This is a genomic window from Pedobacter sp. R20-19, from assembly GCF_000708265.2.
Lineage (GTDB): Bacteria > Bacteroidota > Bacteroidia > Sphingobacteriales > Sphingobacteriaceae > Pedobacter.
This window is the reverse complement of record NZ_JCKI01000005.1, coordinates 502,790-519,837: the sequence shown is the minus strand read 5'-3', so window position 1 is coordinate 519,837 and position 17,048 is coordinate 502,790. Positions and strand designations below refer to the sequence as shown.

At 36.9% G+C, this 17,048-nt stretch carries 18 protein-coding genes; 7 read left to right on the top strand and 11 right to left on the bottom strand.

The genetic code is table 11. The features are described 5' to 3' along the window. Positions 1–552: 552 nt before the first annotated feature. From AN34_RS14170 to AN34_RS14160, 3 genes are read right to left on the bottom strand one after another with little or no spacing between them, the layout of a single operon-like run. Positions 553–912, bottom strand: a complete 360-nt coding sequence (locus tag AN34_RS14170; RefSeq protein ID WP_029286521.1) for a CoA-binding protein — start codon at positions 910–912, stop codon at positions 553–555. A gap of 30 nt (positions 913–942) precedes the next feature. Continuing rightward, positions 943–1,407: a DinB family protein gene (locus tag AN34_RS14165; RefSeq protein ID WP_029286520.1), complete on the bottom strand. Its 465-nt coding sequence runs from the start codon at positions 1,405–1,407 to the stop codon at positions 943–945. Between the two features lie 33 nt (positions 1,408–1,440). Then, positions 1,441–2,982 (bottom strand): NAD(P)/FAD-dependent oxidoreductase, encoded by a 1,542-nt coding sequence (locus tag AN34_RS14160; protein ID WP_029286518.1) that lies wholly within the window; start codon positions 2,980–2,982, stop codon positions 1,441–1,443. Positions 2,983–3,207: 225 nt separating this feature from the next. Here AN34_RS14160 and AN34_RS14155 point away from each other — a divergent pair, with 225 nt between their 5' ends. The 5 genes from AN34_RS14155 to AN34_RS14135 all read left to right on the top strand — a co-directional run bounded on the left by AN34_RS14155 (position 3,208) and on the right by AN34_RS14135 (position 6,144). Then, positions 3,208–3,789 (top strand): LemA family protein, encoded by a 582-nt coding sequence (locus tag AN34_RS14155; protein ID WP_029286517.1) that lies wholly within the window; start codon positions 3,208–3,210, stop codon positions 3,787–3,789. An 83-nt stretch (positions 3,790–3,872) separates the two neighbouring features. Continuing rightward, complete coding sequence (locus AN34_RS14150; RefSeq protein ID WP_029286516.1) at positions 3,873–4,316, top strand: TPM domain-containing protein; 444 nt, start codon at positions 3,873–3,875, stop codon at positions 4,314–4,316. Positions 4,317–4,319: 3 nt separating this feature from the next. Then, complete coding sequence (locus tag AN34_RS14145) at positions 4,320–5,102, top strand: YgcG family protein (protein WP_029286514.1); 783 nt, start codon at positions 4,320–4,322, stop codon at positions 5,100–5,102. Positions 5,103–5,174: 72 nt separating this feature from the next. Beyond that, positions 5,175–5,561 (top strand): hypothetical protein, encoded by a 387-nt coding sequence (locus AN34_RS14140; RefSeq protein WP_029286513.1) that lies wholly within the window; start codon positions 5,175–5,177, stop codon positions 5,559–5,561. A 22-nt stretch (positions 5,562–5,583) separates the two neighbouring features. After that, positions 5,584–6,144 (top strand): NUDIX hydrolase, encoded by a 561-nt coding sequence (locus tag AN34_RS14135; protein ID WP_029286512.1) that lies wholly within the window; start codon positions 5,584–5,586, stop codon positions 6,142–6,144. A gap of 176 nt (positions 6,145–6,320) precedes the next feature. On the opposite strand, the gene dnaA is transcribed toward AN34_RS14135, so the two are convergent. The 3 genes from dnaA to AN34_RS14120 all read right to left on the bottom strand — a co-directional run bounded on the left by dnaA (position 6,321) and on the right by AN34_RS14120 (position 10,582). Further along, entirely contained in the window at positions 6,321–7,751 is a 1,431-nt protein-coding gene (gene dnaA / locus AN34_RS14130) for a chromosomal replication initiator protein DnaA (protein ID WP_029286510.1), read from the bottom strand. Between the two features lie 453 nt (positions 7,752–8,204). Beyond that, positions 8,205–9,746 carry a methylmalonyl-CoA mutase gene (locus AN34_RS14125; protein ID WP_029286509.1) on the bottom strand — a complete coding sequence of 514 codons (1,542 nt, stop codon included), beginning with the start codon at positions 9,744–9,746 and terminating at the stop codon, positions 8,205–8,207. A gap of 305 nt (positions 9,747–10,051) precedes the next feature. Beyond that, positions 10,052–10,582 carry a hypothetical protein gene (locus AN34_RS14120; protein WP_029286507.1) on the bottom strand — a complete coding sequence of 177 codons (531 nt, stop codon included), beginning with the start codon at positions 10,580–10,582 and terminating at the stop codon, positions 10,052–10,054. 93 nt (positions 10,583–10,675) lie between these two features. On the opposite strand from AN34_RS14120, the gene AN34_RS14115 reads away from it, so the two are divergent. Both AN34_RS14115 and AN34_RS14110 read left to right on the top strand, forming a co-directional pair. Continuing rightward, a complete protein-coding gene (locus tag AN34_RS14115; protein ID WP_029286505.1) occupies positions 10,676–11,029 on the top strand; it encodes an iron-sulfur cluster assembly accessory protein in 354 nt (117 codons plus the stop codon). A gap of 102 nt (positions 11,030–11,131) precedes the next feature. Then, positions 11,132–12,361 carry an ABC transporter permease gene (locus AN34_RS14110; protein WP_029286504.1) on the top strand — a complete coding sequence of 410 codons (1,230 nt, stop codon included), beginning with the start codon at positions 11,132–11,134 and terminating at the stop codon, positions 12,359–12,361. Positions 12,362–12,386: 25 nt separating this feature from the next. Here AN34_RS14110 and AN34_RS14105 read toward each other — a convergent pair whose 3' ends face one another. The 5 genes from AN34_RS14105 to AN34_RS14085 are packed head-to-tail and all read right to left on the bottom strand — an operon-like array spanning position 12,387 to position 17,015. Beyond that, positions 12,387–13,124: a tyrosine-protein phosphatase gene (locus AN34_RS14105; RefSeq protein WP_029286503.1), complete on the bottom strand. Its 738-nt coding sequence runs from the start codon at positions 13,122–13,124 to the stop codon at positions 12,387–12,389. A 7-nt stretch (positions 13,125–13,131) separates the two neighbouring features. Continuing rightward, complete coding sequence (locus AN34_RS14100; protein WP_029286501.1) at positions 13,132–13,689, bottom strand: hypothetical protein; 558 nt, start codon at positions 13,687–13,689, stop codon at positions 13,132–13,134. Continuing rightward, positions 13,690–14,712, bottom strand: a complete 1,023-nt coding sequence (gene galE / locus AN34_RS14095; RefSeq protein ID WP_029286500.1) for a UDP-glucose 4-epimerase GalE — start codon at positions 14,710–14,712, stop codon at positions 13,690–13,692. Position 14,713: 1 nt separating this feature from the next. Then, positions 14,714–15,703, bottom strand: a complete 990-nt coding sequence (locus AN34_RS14090; protein ID WP_029286498.1) for a UDP-glucuronic acid decarboxylase family protein — start codon at positions 15,701–15,703, stop codon at positions 14,714–14,716. Between the two features lies 1 nt (position 15,704). After that, positions 15,705–17,015 carry a UDP-glucose/GDP-mannose dehydrogenase family protein gene (locus AN34_RS14085; protein WP_029286497.1) on the bottom strand — a complete coding sequence of 437 codons (1,311 nt, stop codon included), beginning with the start codon at positions 17,013–17,015 and terminating at the stop codon, positions 15,705–15,707. Positions 17,016–17,048 lie beyond the last annotated feature (33 nt).

Below are 17,048 nucleotides of genomic sequence, written 5' to 3'. Positions count from 1 at the left end.
GGGCTGCAAAGGTAATGATCTTTTTCGCTTCAGCAAATTTTATTTGAAATAAATTTTGCCGCCTTTCTAACCTCAACACATCATTAACACGCTTTTCAGCACCAGCCCTTTCCTCCGAAGCGGGTTGCAAAGGTAGCAAAAATTAATACCCCTGCAAACGCATCGGCCCTATTTTATTCTTTAAAATCATAAGCTCCTGTAAATCATCACAAAAAAATTTAAATAAATAAACCATTTTCAAAGGATGGGTGTTTGCAGAGATTTTTAATAAGGTAAAGGGGTAGATTTGCCTAAATGATTTTAAACCATATAGGCATAGAGAACATATAGACAATAGGAATTTATTTGTGAAAAGAGGTTTAGAGAGCATGATGAAGAATAAAATCTTAATAGCAAATAAATCGAGAGGGTTGAGCTTAGGAAGCTATAAGTATTTGAACTATTATAACATGATATTTATATCATGTACAATATATAAGAGGATTAGCTTCATAACCAATAACATATACTTTATCTAAAGTTCTAAAACTAATTCCTCTGATCATATTTGTCTTAATATTGCCCTGTACTTAACATGACAAGGGTACAGGCTTCTAAGGGTTCGATTCCATGCTGATCAAGCAACTTTTCCAATTCATAATTTTCTGTACCTGGATTGAAAATAACTCTCTTTGGTTTAGTCTCAAGTATATAATCATGATATTGTGGCTGCAAAGCAGGACCAATATATAGTGTAATTGTATCAATATCCTGATAAATTTCATTTGGCTGCTCAATTGCTACACCTGCAACTTCACCCTTTTTTATACCAACATTCACAATTTCGTGATTAAAACGTGTTAACATATGTGCTGCTTTATAAGCATATCTTGTTGGATCTGGAGATGCACCTATTATTAGTGTCTTTTTCATTATAATTAAATTGAATTGGATAATATTTGATTAAAACTTAGAGAGCAATGCGATTTGTCCGGAGTGATAAGCATGATGCTGCACAAGACCATTTAAAAGTTCCATAAAAGTAACACCTGTACCCACTGCACTTAGCTCTTCTTTAGATGAATCATTCCAATCTTCATCCATTATATTTCCACTGTGCCGAATAAGTTCTTCGTTCGCCGTCTTGAAATCAAAAATAATCCTTTCCCAGGCTTGAGGAGTTTTTTCTGAAGGAGAAGGCCAATCGCCCATAGCAGGCTCAGCTTCAGGATTACCCATTAAACGAGAAGTAACTTCCTCCGTCCAGGCCGTTAGATGTAATGCAATTTCTGCTATGGAATGAGCATTTGGAATAAAATGTTGGAAAGCTTTTTCGGGATCAACATTATTTAACGTTTGCATTACATGGTTTCCGTGCCAAGAATCGCCATTAAAGGCTTTTTGAACTTCTTTTATGATAGTAAACATAATAGCAGAACAATCTGATTATTATAAAGTTTGTTATCTGGAAGCTAAGATTGCATTTGCACAATTAATTCCATCTATAGCAGCGCTTACAATACCGCCAGCATAACCCGCGCCCTCAGCACAAGGATATAAGCCTTTTACCTGAGGATGCTGATAATTTTCCTTATCTCGCGGAATGCGAACAGGTGATGATGTTCTGCTTTCTACACCAACCAAAATTGCTTCATTTGTATAGTAGCCTTTAATTTTCTTTCCAAACAATGGAAGTGCTCCTCTTAAACTATTAGATACAAATTCAGGAAGAATATTATCCAGCATAACGCTTTTCGTTCCCGGTAGGTAAGAATTTTTAGGCAAATCGATTGAAAGTTTATTATTCACAAAATCTACCATCCGCTGTGCGGGTGCAACTAAATTTCCTCCACCAGCCTCAAAAGCAATTTTTTCAATTTCAGACTGAAAATTTAGCATTCTTAAAGGGTCATAGCCCAAAACATCATCTAACGTAACCTGAACCACAGTGCCGGAATTGGCAAATGGGTTATTTCGCTTAGAGGGTGACCAACCATTAACAACTATTTCATTTTCGCCTGTTGCGCAGGGCGCAATAATTCCACCCGGACACATACAAAACGAAAATACACCACGTGCGCCAACTTGTTCTACCAGGCTATAGTAAGCAGGAGGAAGAAATTCGGATCGTGTATCGCAGTGATATTGAGCGGCATCAATAATTTCTTGAGGATGTTCGATCCTAACCCCAAGTGCAAATGGCTTTGCCTCGATGCGTATATTTTTTCTGTTCAATAATTCATACACATCTCTGGCAGAATGACCGGTGGCCAGAATAAGATCATCTGCGAATAATTTTTCTTCAAAGTTTATTTCTATACCCTTAACTTTTCCAAATTCAATTAGTATGTCAGTCATTTGGCTATCAAAGATTACTTCTCCTCCTGCATTTAGGATGGTTTCTCTGATGGCTGTAATAATATGCGGTAATTTATTCGTGCCAATATGCGGGCGGGCATCAATTAAAATATCCTTTTCTGCACCATGATCTACAAATGCCTGAAGTACTTTATTAATATCACCACGTTTGTTGGATCTTGTATAAAGTTTACCATCTGAATAGGTTCCTGCTCCACCTTCTCCATAACAATAGTTAGATTCGGTATTAACTACCCCTTGTTTATTAATGACAGCTAAATCTCGGCGGCGTTGTTTAACATCTTTACCACGTTCAATAATAACAGGTTTCATTCCATTTTCTATGCATTGCAAAGCAGCAAATAAGCCTGCGGGACCGGCCCCAACAATAATGATTGGTTTTGCATCCTTAACATTTGAATAATGAATAGTCTGGATTTCAGGCTGAGGTTCCTCGTCAACGAAAACTTTAACCAATATTCGAAAAATAACCTTTCGTGATCTGGCATCTATCGAGCGCTTTAAAATATCATATGCCTTAATACGATCTTCAGACACTTTTAAAGTTTCGGCAAGCTTGGTTTTGATTATTTCGGATTGCGCTACCTGATGCGGAAGCAATGTAATTTCGATCTCTTTTTGCATGTAAACTGTCAGGTTTTTATCCTGAATTAAGACAAAGATAAATAGAAAATCCAATATTTGAGCAAAGGTTTCAACTGGCAATCTTTGCCGATTATTGTAAATAACGCATACTTTGCATACAACTTGTCATGTTTTTCACCTAAATTGTAACAAAGGAACGGATTTTGTAATCTCATTCGTAAATTGAAATATAATCAGTTGACAACAAAAGATAAAACCATAAAAATGAAAAAATTAGTATTTGGGATTTTAGCTGCTGTAATTGCGGTTACTACTTTAAGTTCATGCGGATATAACAGCATGGTTAAGCTTGACGAGAATGTAAAATCAAAATGGGGAACCGTACAAACTCAATATCAGAGAAGAGCGGATTTAATTCCGAATCTGGTTAGCACAGTTAAAGGTGCGGCTAAATTTGAACAAGGAACTTTAACTGCCGTAACTGAAGCCCGTGCAAAAGCAACACAAATGACGGTGAATGCAGATGATTTAACGCCAGAAAACATTCAGAAATACCAGGCAGCGCAAGGACAATTAAGTCAGGCATTGGGTAAATTATTATCAATTACTGAAGCTTATCCTGAATTAAGAGCAACACAGCAATTTAGTGATTTATCAGCACAGCTAGAAAGCACTGAAAACAGAATTACAGTTGCCAGAAAAGATTTCAATGATGCGGTACAGGAGTATAACGGAAAAATCAGATCATTCCCAACAAATTTAACTTCAGGTATGTTTGGCTTTAAACCTAAAGGGTACTTTGAAGCAGATGCTACTGCAAAAGATGCACCTAAAGTAGAATTTTAAAATCAAAACCAAAATATTTAAGGGTAGTGTGTGTTTAATTGCTAAATACACACTACCCTTTTTACTTCAATTAAAATAGAATCATGTCGTTATTTTCAGATATTGAACAAGATAAAATTGCTCAGGCCATTTCTGATGCAGAGAAAGCAACCTCGGGTGAATTAAGAATTGCCATTGATAAACATTGTGAAGGTGATCCATACGAAAAAGCCATAGAATATTTTACAAAACTAGATATGGATAAAACGTCCTTAAGAAACGGCGTACTGATCTATCTCGCTCATTCAGATCATAAATTTGCCATTATTGGTGATTCTGGGATTAATAAAGTTGTGCCTGCTGATTTTTGGGAGACTACTAAAATCGCCATGACCGCTCACTTTGCCAAAGGTAACCTGGCGGATGGCATTATTGCAGGAGTGGCATTGGCTGGAGAAAAATTAGCTTTATTCTTCCCTCCGCAAAAAGGAGACATCAATGAATTGCCAAATGATATTGTATTTATGGATAAACCTGAAAATAAATAAACAATGAAAAAATTATTCCTTTTATCGTTATTCTGCTGTTTATTTGCTTTTAGTTTTGCACAAGATTTTCCTGAAAAGCCCAATACATTGGTTAATGATTATGCTAATGTCCTTTCGGCTGATCAAAAGCAGATGCTGGAAAGCAAGCTTGTTACCTTTAATGATTCTTCTTCTACACAAATTGCAATTGCAATATTAAAATCGGTCGGTGATTATGATATTAATGAATATGCTGTAGAACTGGGCCGAAAATGGGGTGTTGGCCAAAGTGGGAAAAACAATGGTATCATGATCGTTGTGGCCGTTGGCGACAGAAAAATTTCTATTCAAACTGGTTATGGAGTAGAAGGTGCATTACCTGATATTTATGCCAAACGTATTATAGATAATGATATTAAGCCAAATTTCAAAGCCGGAAATTATTATGCCGGACTAGATGCGGGTACAACCTCAATAATTAAATATACCAAGGGAGAATATAAAAATGATGGCCCTAAAGCTTCATCTTCAAAAAAAGGTGGCATCGGAAGTATCGCTATTGTGATCTTTATTGTTGTCATAATCATCATTATCATACGTAAAGGCGGTGGTGGTGGCGGAAGTGTAATTGGTGGACGTGGTGCATCAAATGCATTATTCTGGGGTATGCTTTTTGGAAGTGGCGGCGGTAGAGGTGGAAACAGTGGCTGGGGCAGCGGCGGTTTTGGCGGAGGATCTTCTGGTGGTGGATTTGGTGGCTTTGGAGGAGGCAGTTTCGGTGGTGGTGGATCTAGCGGAAGCTGGTAGGCTTTAGGTTGGGATGTTAAACGCTTTTTATCTTACAAGTGCATTTAACTTTAAATAAAACATGACCATATAATGTATAGAAAAGATTTAATCACAACAGAAATCCAGAAGCTTGCTGAGGTTTTAGCTCGCATAATGGGCTTAAAACTGGAAGGCAAATTAAAGGATGCCCAAGAGATATTTAACAATACGATGGAGAATGGTTTTACCCTGCCAGTTGATATATTGGAAAGCGATGACCTCACTACTTTCAAAACCTGGCTGCAGAAATGCAATTTTCCACCCGAGAAATTAGATTCTTTGAGTGAGTTTCTTTATTACGAACTTGGAATTAGTACCGAAAGAAACCAGAGTATTGCGCCAAAACTGAATCTGGTTTATCAGTATTTAGCAGATGAGCACAAGATTGTACATTTGGTTAATTTACATCGCCAAAAAACGATACAGCAATACATCTGATTTAGAATTTTGAATAACATTTATGACCAGAATTGAAAAGTGGCAAAAACTTGCCTCTAAATATTTAGTGAGAGAGAAGTGGGCAACATTACGGGTAGATGAGGTGCGACTACCAAACGGAACGATTAAGGATGATTATTTTGTTCTGGAATATCCCGACTGGGCCACTGCTATTGCTTTGACTGAAGAAGGGAAAATGATTATGGTGCGGCAATATCGCCATGGCGCAGACATTGTATCACTTGAAGTTCCGGGTGGCGTAATAGATGGCGATGAAGGGCCGGAAGCTGGTGTTAAAAGGGAGTTAATGGAAGAAACAGGTTATACTTTCAAAACCTGTAAACTCGTGGCAGAACTTTATCCAAATCCCGCTACGGCAAATAACAAAACCTTTACTTATTTACTTACTGGCGGAACTAAAACCCATGAGCAACATTTGGATGAGCATGAAATTTTGAATGTGGAAGAGTACACCATTGATGAGGTAAAACAATTGCTCAAGGAAAATAAAATTGCCCAATGTATTCATGTGGCTGCATTACATTATGGTTTAGCTGAAATTGAAAAGATGCAATATCATTAGCTTTCTAATGATTTACTAACTCAGACATTTTAGAAAAGCCTAGTCAACTGCTTGAAATATTTAAACAAAAAAGTCCTGATTTGAAAATTCAAATCAGGACTTTTTTATTTTCAGGAATCATAATAGATAACAAAGATTTAAATCTTAAATCCTAGGTCTTCTATTTTGAACCTTTTTTAGCTCATTTTTAATTTCTTTTGAATATCGTGTACGTAGGCTTTAAATTTCTTGTCTGTATCAATCAGATCTTCTACAGTTTGACAAGCATAGATTACTGTACTGTGATCACGACCACCAAAAAAGGCACCAATAGTTTTTAATGAAGATTTAGTATGGCTTTTAGAAAGATACATGGAAATTTGGCGTGCCTGTACAATTTCACGTTTACGGGTTTGAGATTTAACCATATCAACCGGAACTTCAAAATACTCACATACCAACTTCTGAATATATTCCATCGAAATTTCTTTCGTCGTATTTTTAATAAAATTCTTTAACATCTGCTTAGCTAACGCTAAATCGATCTCTTTCTTATTTAAAGTTGCCTGTGCCAGTAAAGAAACCATTGCGCCTTCTAATTCACGAACATTGTTATCAATATTATGCGCTACGTATTCTACTACTTCACCAGGTAGTTCAATACCATCAGCATACATTTTCTTCCTTAAGATTGCGATACGCGTCTCCAGATCAGGAATTTGTAAATCTGCAGATAAGCCCCATTTAAAACGACTTAATAAACGTTCTTCTAAACCAGCTAAATCTTTAGGTGCTTTATCAGAAGTTAAGATAACCTGCTTGCCTGATTGATGCAAATGGTTAAAGATGTGGAAGAAAATATCCTGTGTTTTTTCTTTACCCGCAAAGTTATGTACATCATCCATAATGATCACATCCATCGCCTGGTAAAAGTTAACGAAGTCATTAATAGTATTATTCTTTAACGAGTCTACAAACTGCTGGCAGAATTTTTCACAGCTTACATAAATTACCAGTTTATCTGGCATGCTGCGTTTAATTTCATTACCAATTGCCTGCGCAAGGTGAGTTTTACCTAAACCTACGCCGCCATAAATCATTAAGGGGTTAAATGATGTACCACCTGGTTTAGCAGCTACAGCGTAACCTGCTGAGCGGGCTAAACGGTTACAATCACCTTCAATATAATTTTCAAAAGTGTAGTTAGCGTTTAATTGAGGGTCAACGTTTAGTTTCTTTAATCCAGGAATAATAAATGGATTTTTAATATCCTTATTAATTGAAACAGGGATTGGCATAGACTGTACCTTGGCCTCTGCTCCGTTTCCATTTGAGGGCATGTTTGTCGTATATGGATTACCGCTATTTGATGATTTATCAACCACGATATTATATTCTAACCTGCCATCATCTCCAAGTTGTTTTTTTACAGTCTTACGTAGCAAGCCTACATAGTGTTCTTCAAGCCATTCGTAAAAGAACAAACTTGGCACTTGTATGGTTAAAACCTTACCTTCTAACTTAAGGGCTGTTATAGGCTCGAACCAAGTTTTGAAACTTTGGGTCGGGATGTTATCCTTAATAATTTGAAGACAGTTCTTCCACACTTCAGTACAAGTTTTTTCCATTGCGATTTCTATAATTTATTGATTTCCAGTGCCATTTCGACTATACTGGATGGTCCGTTTCGGGACTACGAATATTGAGAAAATTATCAACATTTTAAACAAAAATTTCAAATAAATCGTAACCTACTGAAAGGTAATACCCTAGCCTAGTTAACCTCAATTTTTTATGTTGATAACTATTTACTAACATACATTATCCACATTTTTATCTTAATGCATATGATATTTTCATTTCATCAAGCTGATTCGCATTGCGCAAAATCCAAGCCATTCTATTTTCAATTATCATATAATTTGTAGATTTTATTGGTCAAAAAACTCAATTCACTGATTATTAAGACGCTAAATTTACGATCAATAGTAGCGTGCGTTTATTCATGCTTATTGAACTTTAATCTCAATAAAGTTTTGTGTCAGGATAATCTGTTTGCTTCAAAATATTTTATCTTACGACTACCTATATTCACCGAAAGTTTTGCGCATCACGTCTGCAATCTCTCCTAAGGTGGCGTATTTTTCTACTGCATCAATAATTAGCGGCATAAGATTAGCACTTCCATTTGCACCTTCCTCTAATAATTTCAATGCCTTTTCTACAGCAATATAATCACGAGTGCTTTTTAGATGAATTAATTTATCCGATTGAAGTTTTCTGATGGATTCATCAATATGGAATACTTCTGTTATGCCTTCTTCAGGCTGTGTAAACATATTAACTCCAACCGAGATTCGCTCACCAGTTTCGATTTCTTTCTGATATTCATAAGCGGCATGAGCAATTTCATTTTGCATATAATCACTTTCAATGGCATGAACTGATCCACCCATGGCATCAATTTTATCAATATATCTCCAGGCTGCTGCTTCTACTTCATCAGTTAAATTTTCTATAAAAAAAGAACCAGCCAATGGGTCTACCGTATCGGTAACACCACTTTCAAAACCTATAATTTGTTGGGTACGTAAGGCTATTTTCGCTGCAGCCTCTGTTGGCAAAGAAAGGGCCTCATCATAACCATTAGTATGTAAGGATTGTGTTCCGCCTAAAACAGCTGCCATAGCCTGATTTGTTACCCTGATCACATTATTGAGCGGTTGCTGTGCAGTTAATGTGGAACCTCCTGTTTGAGTATGAAAACGCAACATTTGTGCCTTTTCATCAGTAGCACCTAGATCTTTAGTAATCTTCGACCACATCCTCCTGGCAGCCCGGAATTTTGCTATTTCCTCAAAAAAGTTGTTGTGGCAATTAAAGAAAAATGAAAGCCGTTTTGAAAAAACATTGATATCCAAACCTTTATCAATAGCAGCCTTAAGATAGGTTTTTCCATTCGCGAGTGTAAAAGCAAGCTCTTGTACGGCATTGGAACCTGCTTCTCGAATATGATAACCAGAAATGGAAATGGTATTCCATTTTGGGACTTCCTGACTGCAGAATTCAAAAATATCAGTGATCAATCGCATAGAGGGCTTGGGCGGATAAATGTATGTTCCTCTTGCAGCATATTCTTTCAAAATATCGTTCTGAATAGTTCCTGAAATTTGCTTCAAATCTGCGCCTTGTTTTTTTGCCAAAGCAATATACATCGCCAGTAAAATAGATGCAGTAGCATTTATCGTCATGGATGTGGTAATATCTTTCAGTTGAATGCCAGCAAAAAGAATCTCCATATCTTTTAATGAATCAATAGCCACACCAACCTTGCCTACTTCGCCATCAGCCATTTCATGATCAGAATCATAACCAATCTGCGTAGGCAAATCAAACGCTACCGATAAACCTGTTGTTCCTTGCGCCAGTAAATAATGGTATCTTTTATTAGATTCTTCGGCGGTAGAAAAACCTGCGTACTGCCTCATCGTCCATAAGCGCCCGCGATACATATCCTTCTGAATACCTCTGGTAAACGGAAATTCGCCAGGTTTTTCTTCCATGGGCTTAGCAGAAAGATAAAGTTCTTTAATTTCGATTCCGGAGGTGGTGGTATGTTTCATAGCGGGAAGTTGAAAAGGTGGTTAGGTGGTTAGGTGGTTAGGTGGTTAGGTGGTTAGGTGGTTAGGTGGTTAGGTGAACAACAGTTCAGACCTATTGATGTGTTTGATTTGATTATTTAATTTGCACTAAATATCCTTAAAATATCTTCTTGATTAACCAGCTCAAAATAAATATTAAACATCTATCTGATATTGTTTATTAACAGGCTGATTGTTCAGTTATAAACACCATCCTTAACACCTTATGAAATAATTGCTGAATATTCGATTACCATGCAACTTCTCAACTAACTACATCTTCTCGGCTAGAACATTTTTTGAATATCTTTTTTAATTAATTCAATCGTTAAATCATAAGGATTTTCATCAATACTTGCCATATGCGTTAAAATTGCTTTGCTTAATTCTATCCCATTTGCATCTACAGGCAAACCACTAACGGCATTATTAATCATTCCAATGGTATCATCTTTTAATTTCCGAACAACATTCCAGGTAACACTATCTACATACAGTTGTTGTGTAATATTATGTTGGTATTCAGATTTCACTTCGTTTAGTATGCCAGCTTGAAGTGTAGAAATGCCAATCCCTTGTTGATGTAAACGCACCAGTAAGTTGGCTGGATTAATACGATCAGTAAAAATAATCAATCGTTCATGTGCCTGTAAACGCAATGGCAGAAGATGTGACCTGCTTTCTTTATTTAGTTCTACTTCTTTTAAATTAAAAAACCGCTGTATATCATTTTTCAAAATATAATATACCGCCATCAAGGCAATAAAAATGCCTGCAAATAATATAACGATATCAGTTAAAATCTGTTGACTATTCATGGGTATTGTTTAATTACGGTAATTTTAACGAACCGCTGAAAGCAAAAATGTACATTATTATTTATATTTGTGATAGATAAAATTTAAATAGACATGAGCACAACAGTTGATACCACATTTGCACCGGTTACTTTCTCTGAGGGAGCATCTAAAGAACTATATAAATTAAAAGATCAGCAGGAGATTGGAGAAGATTATGGTTTACGTGTAGGCGTTGAAGGAGGTGGTTGCGCTGGAATGAACTATATTTTAGGCTTTGACCAGAAAAAAGAAGGAGACCAGGAGTTTTTTATTGACGGCATTAAAGTTTTCATGAATAAAGCGCACCAGATGTACCTGATGGGGATGATGATAGACTGGCAGGATGGTTTAAATTCCCGCGGTTTCACTTTTGTAAATCCTAATGCAACCAGTACTTGTGGTTGCGGAACAAGCTTCTCTGCATAAAAAAAATATTATTGTAACATAAAGTACAGTCCCCTTGTCTAAACATCGGGACTTTTTTTATTTTTACAGGCCTCTTCAGCCAAACGCTTACCGCTACACTAAATGAATTACAGAGAAAACATCAGACTGGCACTAGAATCCATTAAGGGTAATCGTTTGCGTACCATGCTTACGGCTTTGATTATTGCAATTGGATTAATGGCGCTGGTTGGAATCCTCACCACGCTTGATGCTGTTAAAAAAAGTATGACAGATGCTTTTAGCAGTATGGGTGCAAATTCATTTACCATTAGAAACCGTGGTACGGGAATTAGAATTGGAAATGGCAAAAGACCAAAGCCTTTCAAAGCCATTAGATATGAAGATGCTGTTAAATTTAAAGACAGTTTAAATGCACCTGCTACAGTTGCAGTAAGTGTTGTAGCCAGTGGCGGTTCTACAGTTAAATACGGAAATTTAAAAACCAATCCAAATATTAATGTTCAGGGTATTGATGAAAATGGTTTGGCATCTCAGGGCTTAAATCTTTCAGCGGGAAGGAATTTTGGTGCCTCTGAAGTAAAAATGGGAAGCAACGTTTGCATCGTTGGTGGTGAAGTGGTGACTAGACTTTTCAAAGATGCTGACCCAATGGATAAATTAATTAATGTAGGGAACAACCGTTTTAAAATTATTGGAGTATTAGAAAAAAAAGGTTCAAGCATGGGCTTTAGTGGTGATAGAGCGGTTTATGTACCTTTACTCAAAGCAAAGCAAATTAATGCAAATGCTAATCCTTCGTATACCATTACGGTGATGGTAGCGGATAACAACCATCAGGAAAATGTAATTGGTGAGTCTACTGCCCTATTTAGAAATATCAGGAAGGTAAAAATTAATGAAACCAATAACTTTGAAATTACAAAGAGTGATGCCATTGCGCAAACACTATTTGAGAACCTGGCTTTTGTTGCTGTTGGCGGTATAGCAATAGGAATTATCACACTTATTGGCGCTTCCATTGGCTTAATGAATATTATGCTGGTTTCTGTAACCGAACGTACCAGAGAAATCGGAATCCGTAAAGCAATTGGTGCCAATCCAAAAGTAATACGCCGTCAATTCTTAATTGAAGCTGTGGTGATTTGTTTAATGGGTGGCGCATTGGGGATATTCTTAGGCATCGTTCTGGGCAATATCATATCACTGGCCATGGGAGGAGCGTTCCTGATTCCCTGGACATTTATTCTCGGTGGCTTTGTATTATGTGTTGGTGTAGGAATCCTTTCAGGATATTATCCTGCAAAAAAAGCATCTCGCTTAGATCCTGTTGAGGCTTTAAGATACGAGTAAGGCCTTGCTAACAATAGATAGGAATTTAAATCATTACATTATTCAGCTGATGCTGACTGAGCAATCTTTGCATAAGAGGGGTATTCAGACTTTCTTCAAGTGCAGCTGCATGTTTTAAATGATGCATATCACTGCCAATAAAATTCACCAAATGATTTTCTACCATTTCTTCCGCTGCTCTTTTTGCTCCTGATCCATAGTATCCGGTTAAGGCAATGGAGTTCATTTGAAGCTGACAACCTGTTTCTTTGATTTGATAATAACTTTCTATAGAACCGTAAAAATAAGGGTAACGCTCTGGATGGGCCAATACGGGTGTATAGCCAGCATCTTGGATAATTTTAATAAAGTCAAATAAGTTTTGCGGGGCATTAATATAAGAAAGTTCAAAGAGAAGATATTGCTTCCCAAAGGTTAACACTTCTTTTTGTTTAACCTTTTTTTCTAAAGTTTCATCTAAATAATATTCGGCGGCAGCATCTATTTCCAAATCAAGCTGTATATCTGCCAAACCTTTTCTTAAAATGTCTAATCCACGGTTAATGGTATCAGGTGTATTCCTGAAATAGTCAGCCATAACATGTGGTGTTGCAATTAGCTTTTTAAACCCCAATGCTTTAAAACGTTTAGCCAATAAAATAGAATCGTGCAAGGTTTGTGCGCCATCATCTATCCCTGGAATAATATGCGAATGCATATCTACACCAATATTGGCGAAATTAAATTCAGGCACTATTTGCTTTTTCTTAAATAATCCGAACATCACCGTGTTAATTTATTTCTTTAGGAAGATTTGATGCCTCAGCTGAAGGAGCTAATTTAGAAGAATAGATTTTGGTTAGCAAGTGATTCAAGTCTTCACTCAGATCAAACTGCAAATCCTCGTGTAATTTTTTAAATTTACTGATGGTAACTGCAACAGTTTTTAAATAAAACGTAGAAAATAAAATCATGTAATCCCGATAACCCAGGGTTGATTTACGATAGTCGAATGGTACGATGTTTAATATATATATCTTCAATTCAACTTCACCAATAGGATCTTTCGTAACTTTATAAAAATGATTCACAGTTGTAATCATCTTCCTTACTTTAACCAAAGCTTCCTTCGCATTTAGCTTTTTTAAATCCGCAAGCTGATCTTCTACATCAGCCCTGATCTTTTCTTTCCGATTTTCCAGATCTGATTCATCTTCCAGTAATTTATAATGAAGGTGTTCAGTAAGCACTTTATCTTTTGCAATTAAACGCAATAACAACCTGTCTTTTTCCTTAATAGGCAAGTCTGTTATTGCATTTTTTAAATCTTTGTGCTCCGATAATTTCATTTAAAAAGGGTTAGCCTTAATATATTTTTCCCATTCCCAGGCAGATCGCATCATTTCGTTAATATCCAGTTCAGCTTTCCAACCCAATTCCTGATTGGATTTGGTAACATCACCATAAACCTGGACAACATCACCAGCTCTTCTTGGGCCAATGTTATAATTAAGTTTTTCTCCATTAACACTTTCGAAGGCAGAAATGATTTCCAAAACTGAAGATCCTTTACCGGTTCCGATATTGAAAACGTCATAATTTGAAGAGGTTTCTTTCTTCTCTAGTTTTTTAATTGCCGCTACATGCGCTTTTGCCAGGTCTACCACATGGATATAATCACGTATAGCAGAACCATCAGGGGTATCGTAATCATTCCCATACACCGTAATTGGGCCACGTTTTCCAATAGCAGATTGTGTAATGAAGGGCACTAAATTAGCAGGAACCCCATTTGGCAATTCGCCTATTAAAGCGGTTTCATGCGCACCTACGGGATTAAAATAGCGCAATGCGATAACATTTAATTCAGGCGTTACGGCTGCAGTTTCCGCTAAAATTTCTTCTGCCACCTGCTTGGTATTGCCATATGGCGACTCTGCTTTTTTTACCGGAGCGGCCTCTGTAACCGGTAAGCTATCAGGCTGGCCATAAACGGTACAGGACGAAGAAAACACAAAATCAATCTTTTTGTTGAATGAAGTAAGTAGGTTAATTAAGCCGTAAAAGTTATTTTTATAATATTTTAAAGGTTGCTCAACAGATTCACCAACCGCTTTAGATGCAGCAAAGTGAATAATCCCTGTAATATCCGAATGGGCAGCTGCAAATTCTTTTACAGCATTTTCGTCCTGAAGATCAATTTCATTAAAATCAAACCACTTACCGGTAATGGTATGTAGCTGGGTTAAAATTTTAATGTGTGAGTTTGATAAGTTATCTATGATGACAACTTCATAACCTGCATTGTGTAATGCTATAACAGTGTGAGAACCTATATATCCAGTTCCACCGGTAACTAATATTTTTGACATCTTAACGGTTAAATGTGGTAAAGTCTTTATGATCGATTTTTTCTAATGCTTCGGCAGGTAAAGATTTGAAATATTCATAAGTAATTCTCAGACCTTCTGCCCGGCCTATTTTTGGTTCCCAACTTAAAATCTCCCGGGCTTTGGTAATATCTGGTCGCCTTTGTTTGGGATCATCCTGAGGAAGCTCCTTGTAAACTATTTTTTGTGAGGTACCTGTAAGTTTGATAATTTCTTCACAAAATTGTTTGATGGTAATTTCATCCGGATTACCAATATTTACAGGCTGAGCGTAATCACTCATAAGTAAGCGATAAATACCTTCTATTAAATCGTCTACGTAGCAAAATGAACGGGTTTGACTACCATCACCAAAAACAGTTAAATCTTCTCCTCTTAAAGCCTGACCAATAAATGCAGGTAAAACACGGCCATCATTTAGGCGCATTCTTGGGCCATAGGTATTAAAAATTCTAACAATTCTGGTTTCCACACCATGAAAAGTGTGATAAGCCATGGTAATGGCTTCCTGAAAACGTTTGGCCTCATCATATACACCACGAGGACCAACAGGATTCACATTTCCCCAATATTCTTCTGGCTGAGGGTTTACACTTGGATCTCCATATACTTCAGATGTTGAAGCGATTAGCATTCTTGCACCTTTATTTCTAGCCAGGCCTAACAAGTTATGCGTACCTAATGAGCCAACTTTTAAGGTTTGTATTGGAATTTTAAGGTAATCAATAGGGCTGGCTGGCGAAGCAAAATGAAGAATATAATCAAGTTTGCCTGGAACGTGTACAAATTTAGAAACATCGTGATTGTAAAACTCAAAGTTTTCCAATTTGAAGAGGTGCTCAATATTGGCCAAATCACCAGTGATCAGGTTATCCATTCCAATAACGTGATAACCCTCTTTCACAAAACGATCACAAAGATGAGAGCCCAAAAATCCGGCTGCACCTGTGATTAAAATTCTTTTTTGACTCATTTTAATCTATCAATTTTCTGCCTATACTGTTATAATAGTAGCCAAGATCGATCATTTTTTGTAAATCATACAAATTACGCCCATCAAATACTACTTTATTTTTTAAGATTTGATCAATTTTTTCAAAATCAGGATTCCGGAATACCGACCATTCTGTAGCAATGAGTAGCGCATCAGCATTTTCCAGCGCCTCATATTGATTTTTAGCGTATTTAACCTGATCACCTATAATGGCCTCCACGTTTTTCATCGCTTCGGGGTCAAATACGGAAACGGTTGCTCCATGTTCAATCAATGCTTTAATAATGTACAAAGCTGGTGCCTCACGAATGTCATCAGTTTCTGGCTTAAATGCAAGGCCCCAAAGCGCAAAATGTTTTCCTTTAATATCGTTTTTATAATATTTCAGTACCTTATCTACCAGAATAGTTTTTTGTCGCTCGTTAACTTCCATTACCGATTTCAAAATCTGAAAGTCATAAGCATAATCATCAGAAGATTTCACTAAAGCCTGAACATCTTTCGGGAAGCAGGAGCCACCATAACCTACGCCAGGAAAAAGAAAACGCTTGCCAATACGGTCATCCGATCCAATTCCCTTTCGTACCGCATCTACATCGGCACCCACCAATTCACAAAGATTTGCCACCTCATTCATAAAGGTAATTTTAGTAGCGAGAAATGAATTAGCTGCATATTTAGTCAATTCGGAGGAACGCTCATCCATAAATAAGATTGGGTTTCCCTGACGGACATAAGGACCATAAAGCTCGGACATTAACTTTTTAGCCTTTTCACTTCTGGTACCCAATACCACACGATCGGGTTTCATGAAATCATCAACAGCCACGCCTTCTCTTAAAAACTCCGGATTAGAAACCACATCCACTTCGATGGAAGTATTTGCCTGGAAAACCGCCTTAACCTGATCTGCCGTGCCTACAGGAACAGTAGATTTATTTACAATAACTTTATATTCTGTAATCAGTTTAGAAATATCTTTTGCCGCACCTAAAATATACGAAAGGTCAGCAGCGCCATCTCCACCCGGGGGCGTAGGTAAGGCCATGAAGATAATTTGTGCATCTTTCACTGCATCAGCAAGATTAGTGGTAAAGGTTAACCTCCCCTGCTCTATATTTCTATGGAATAACAGGTCTAGTCCAGGCTCATAAATGGGCACTTCACCATCCTGCATTTTTTTTACCTTACTTTCATTTATATCTACACAGATCACATCATTTCCTGTTTCTGCTAAACATGTTCCAGTAACTAAACCAACGTATCCGGTACCAATAACGGCTATTTTCATATATTTCTTAAGCTTTTTAAATATATTCGTTTT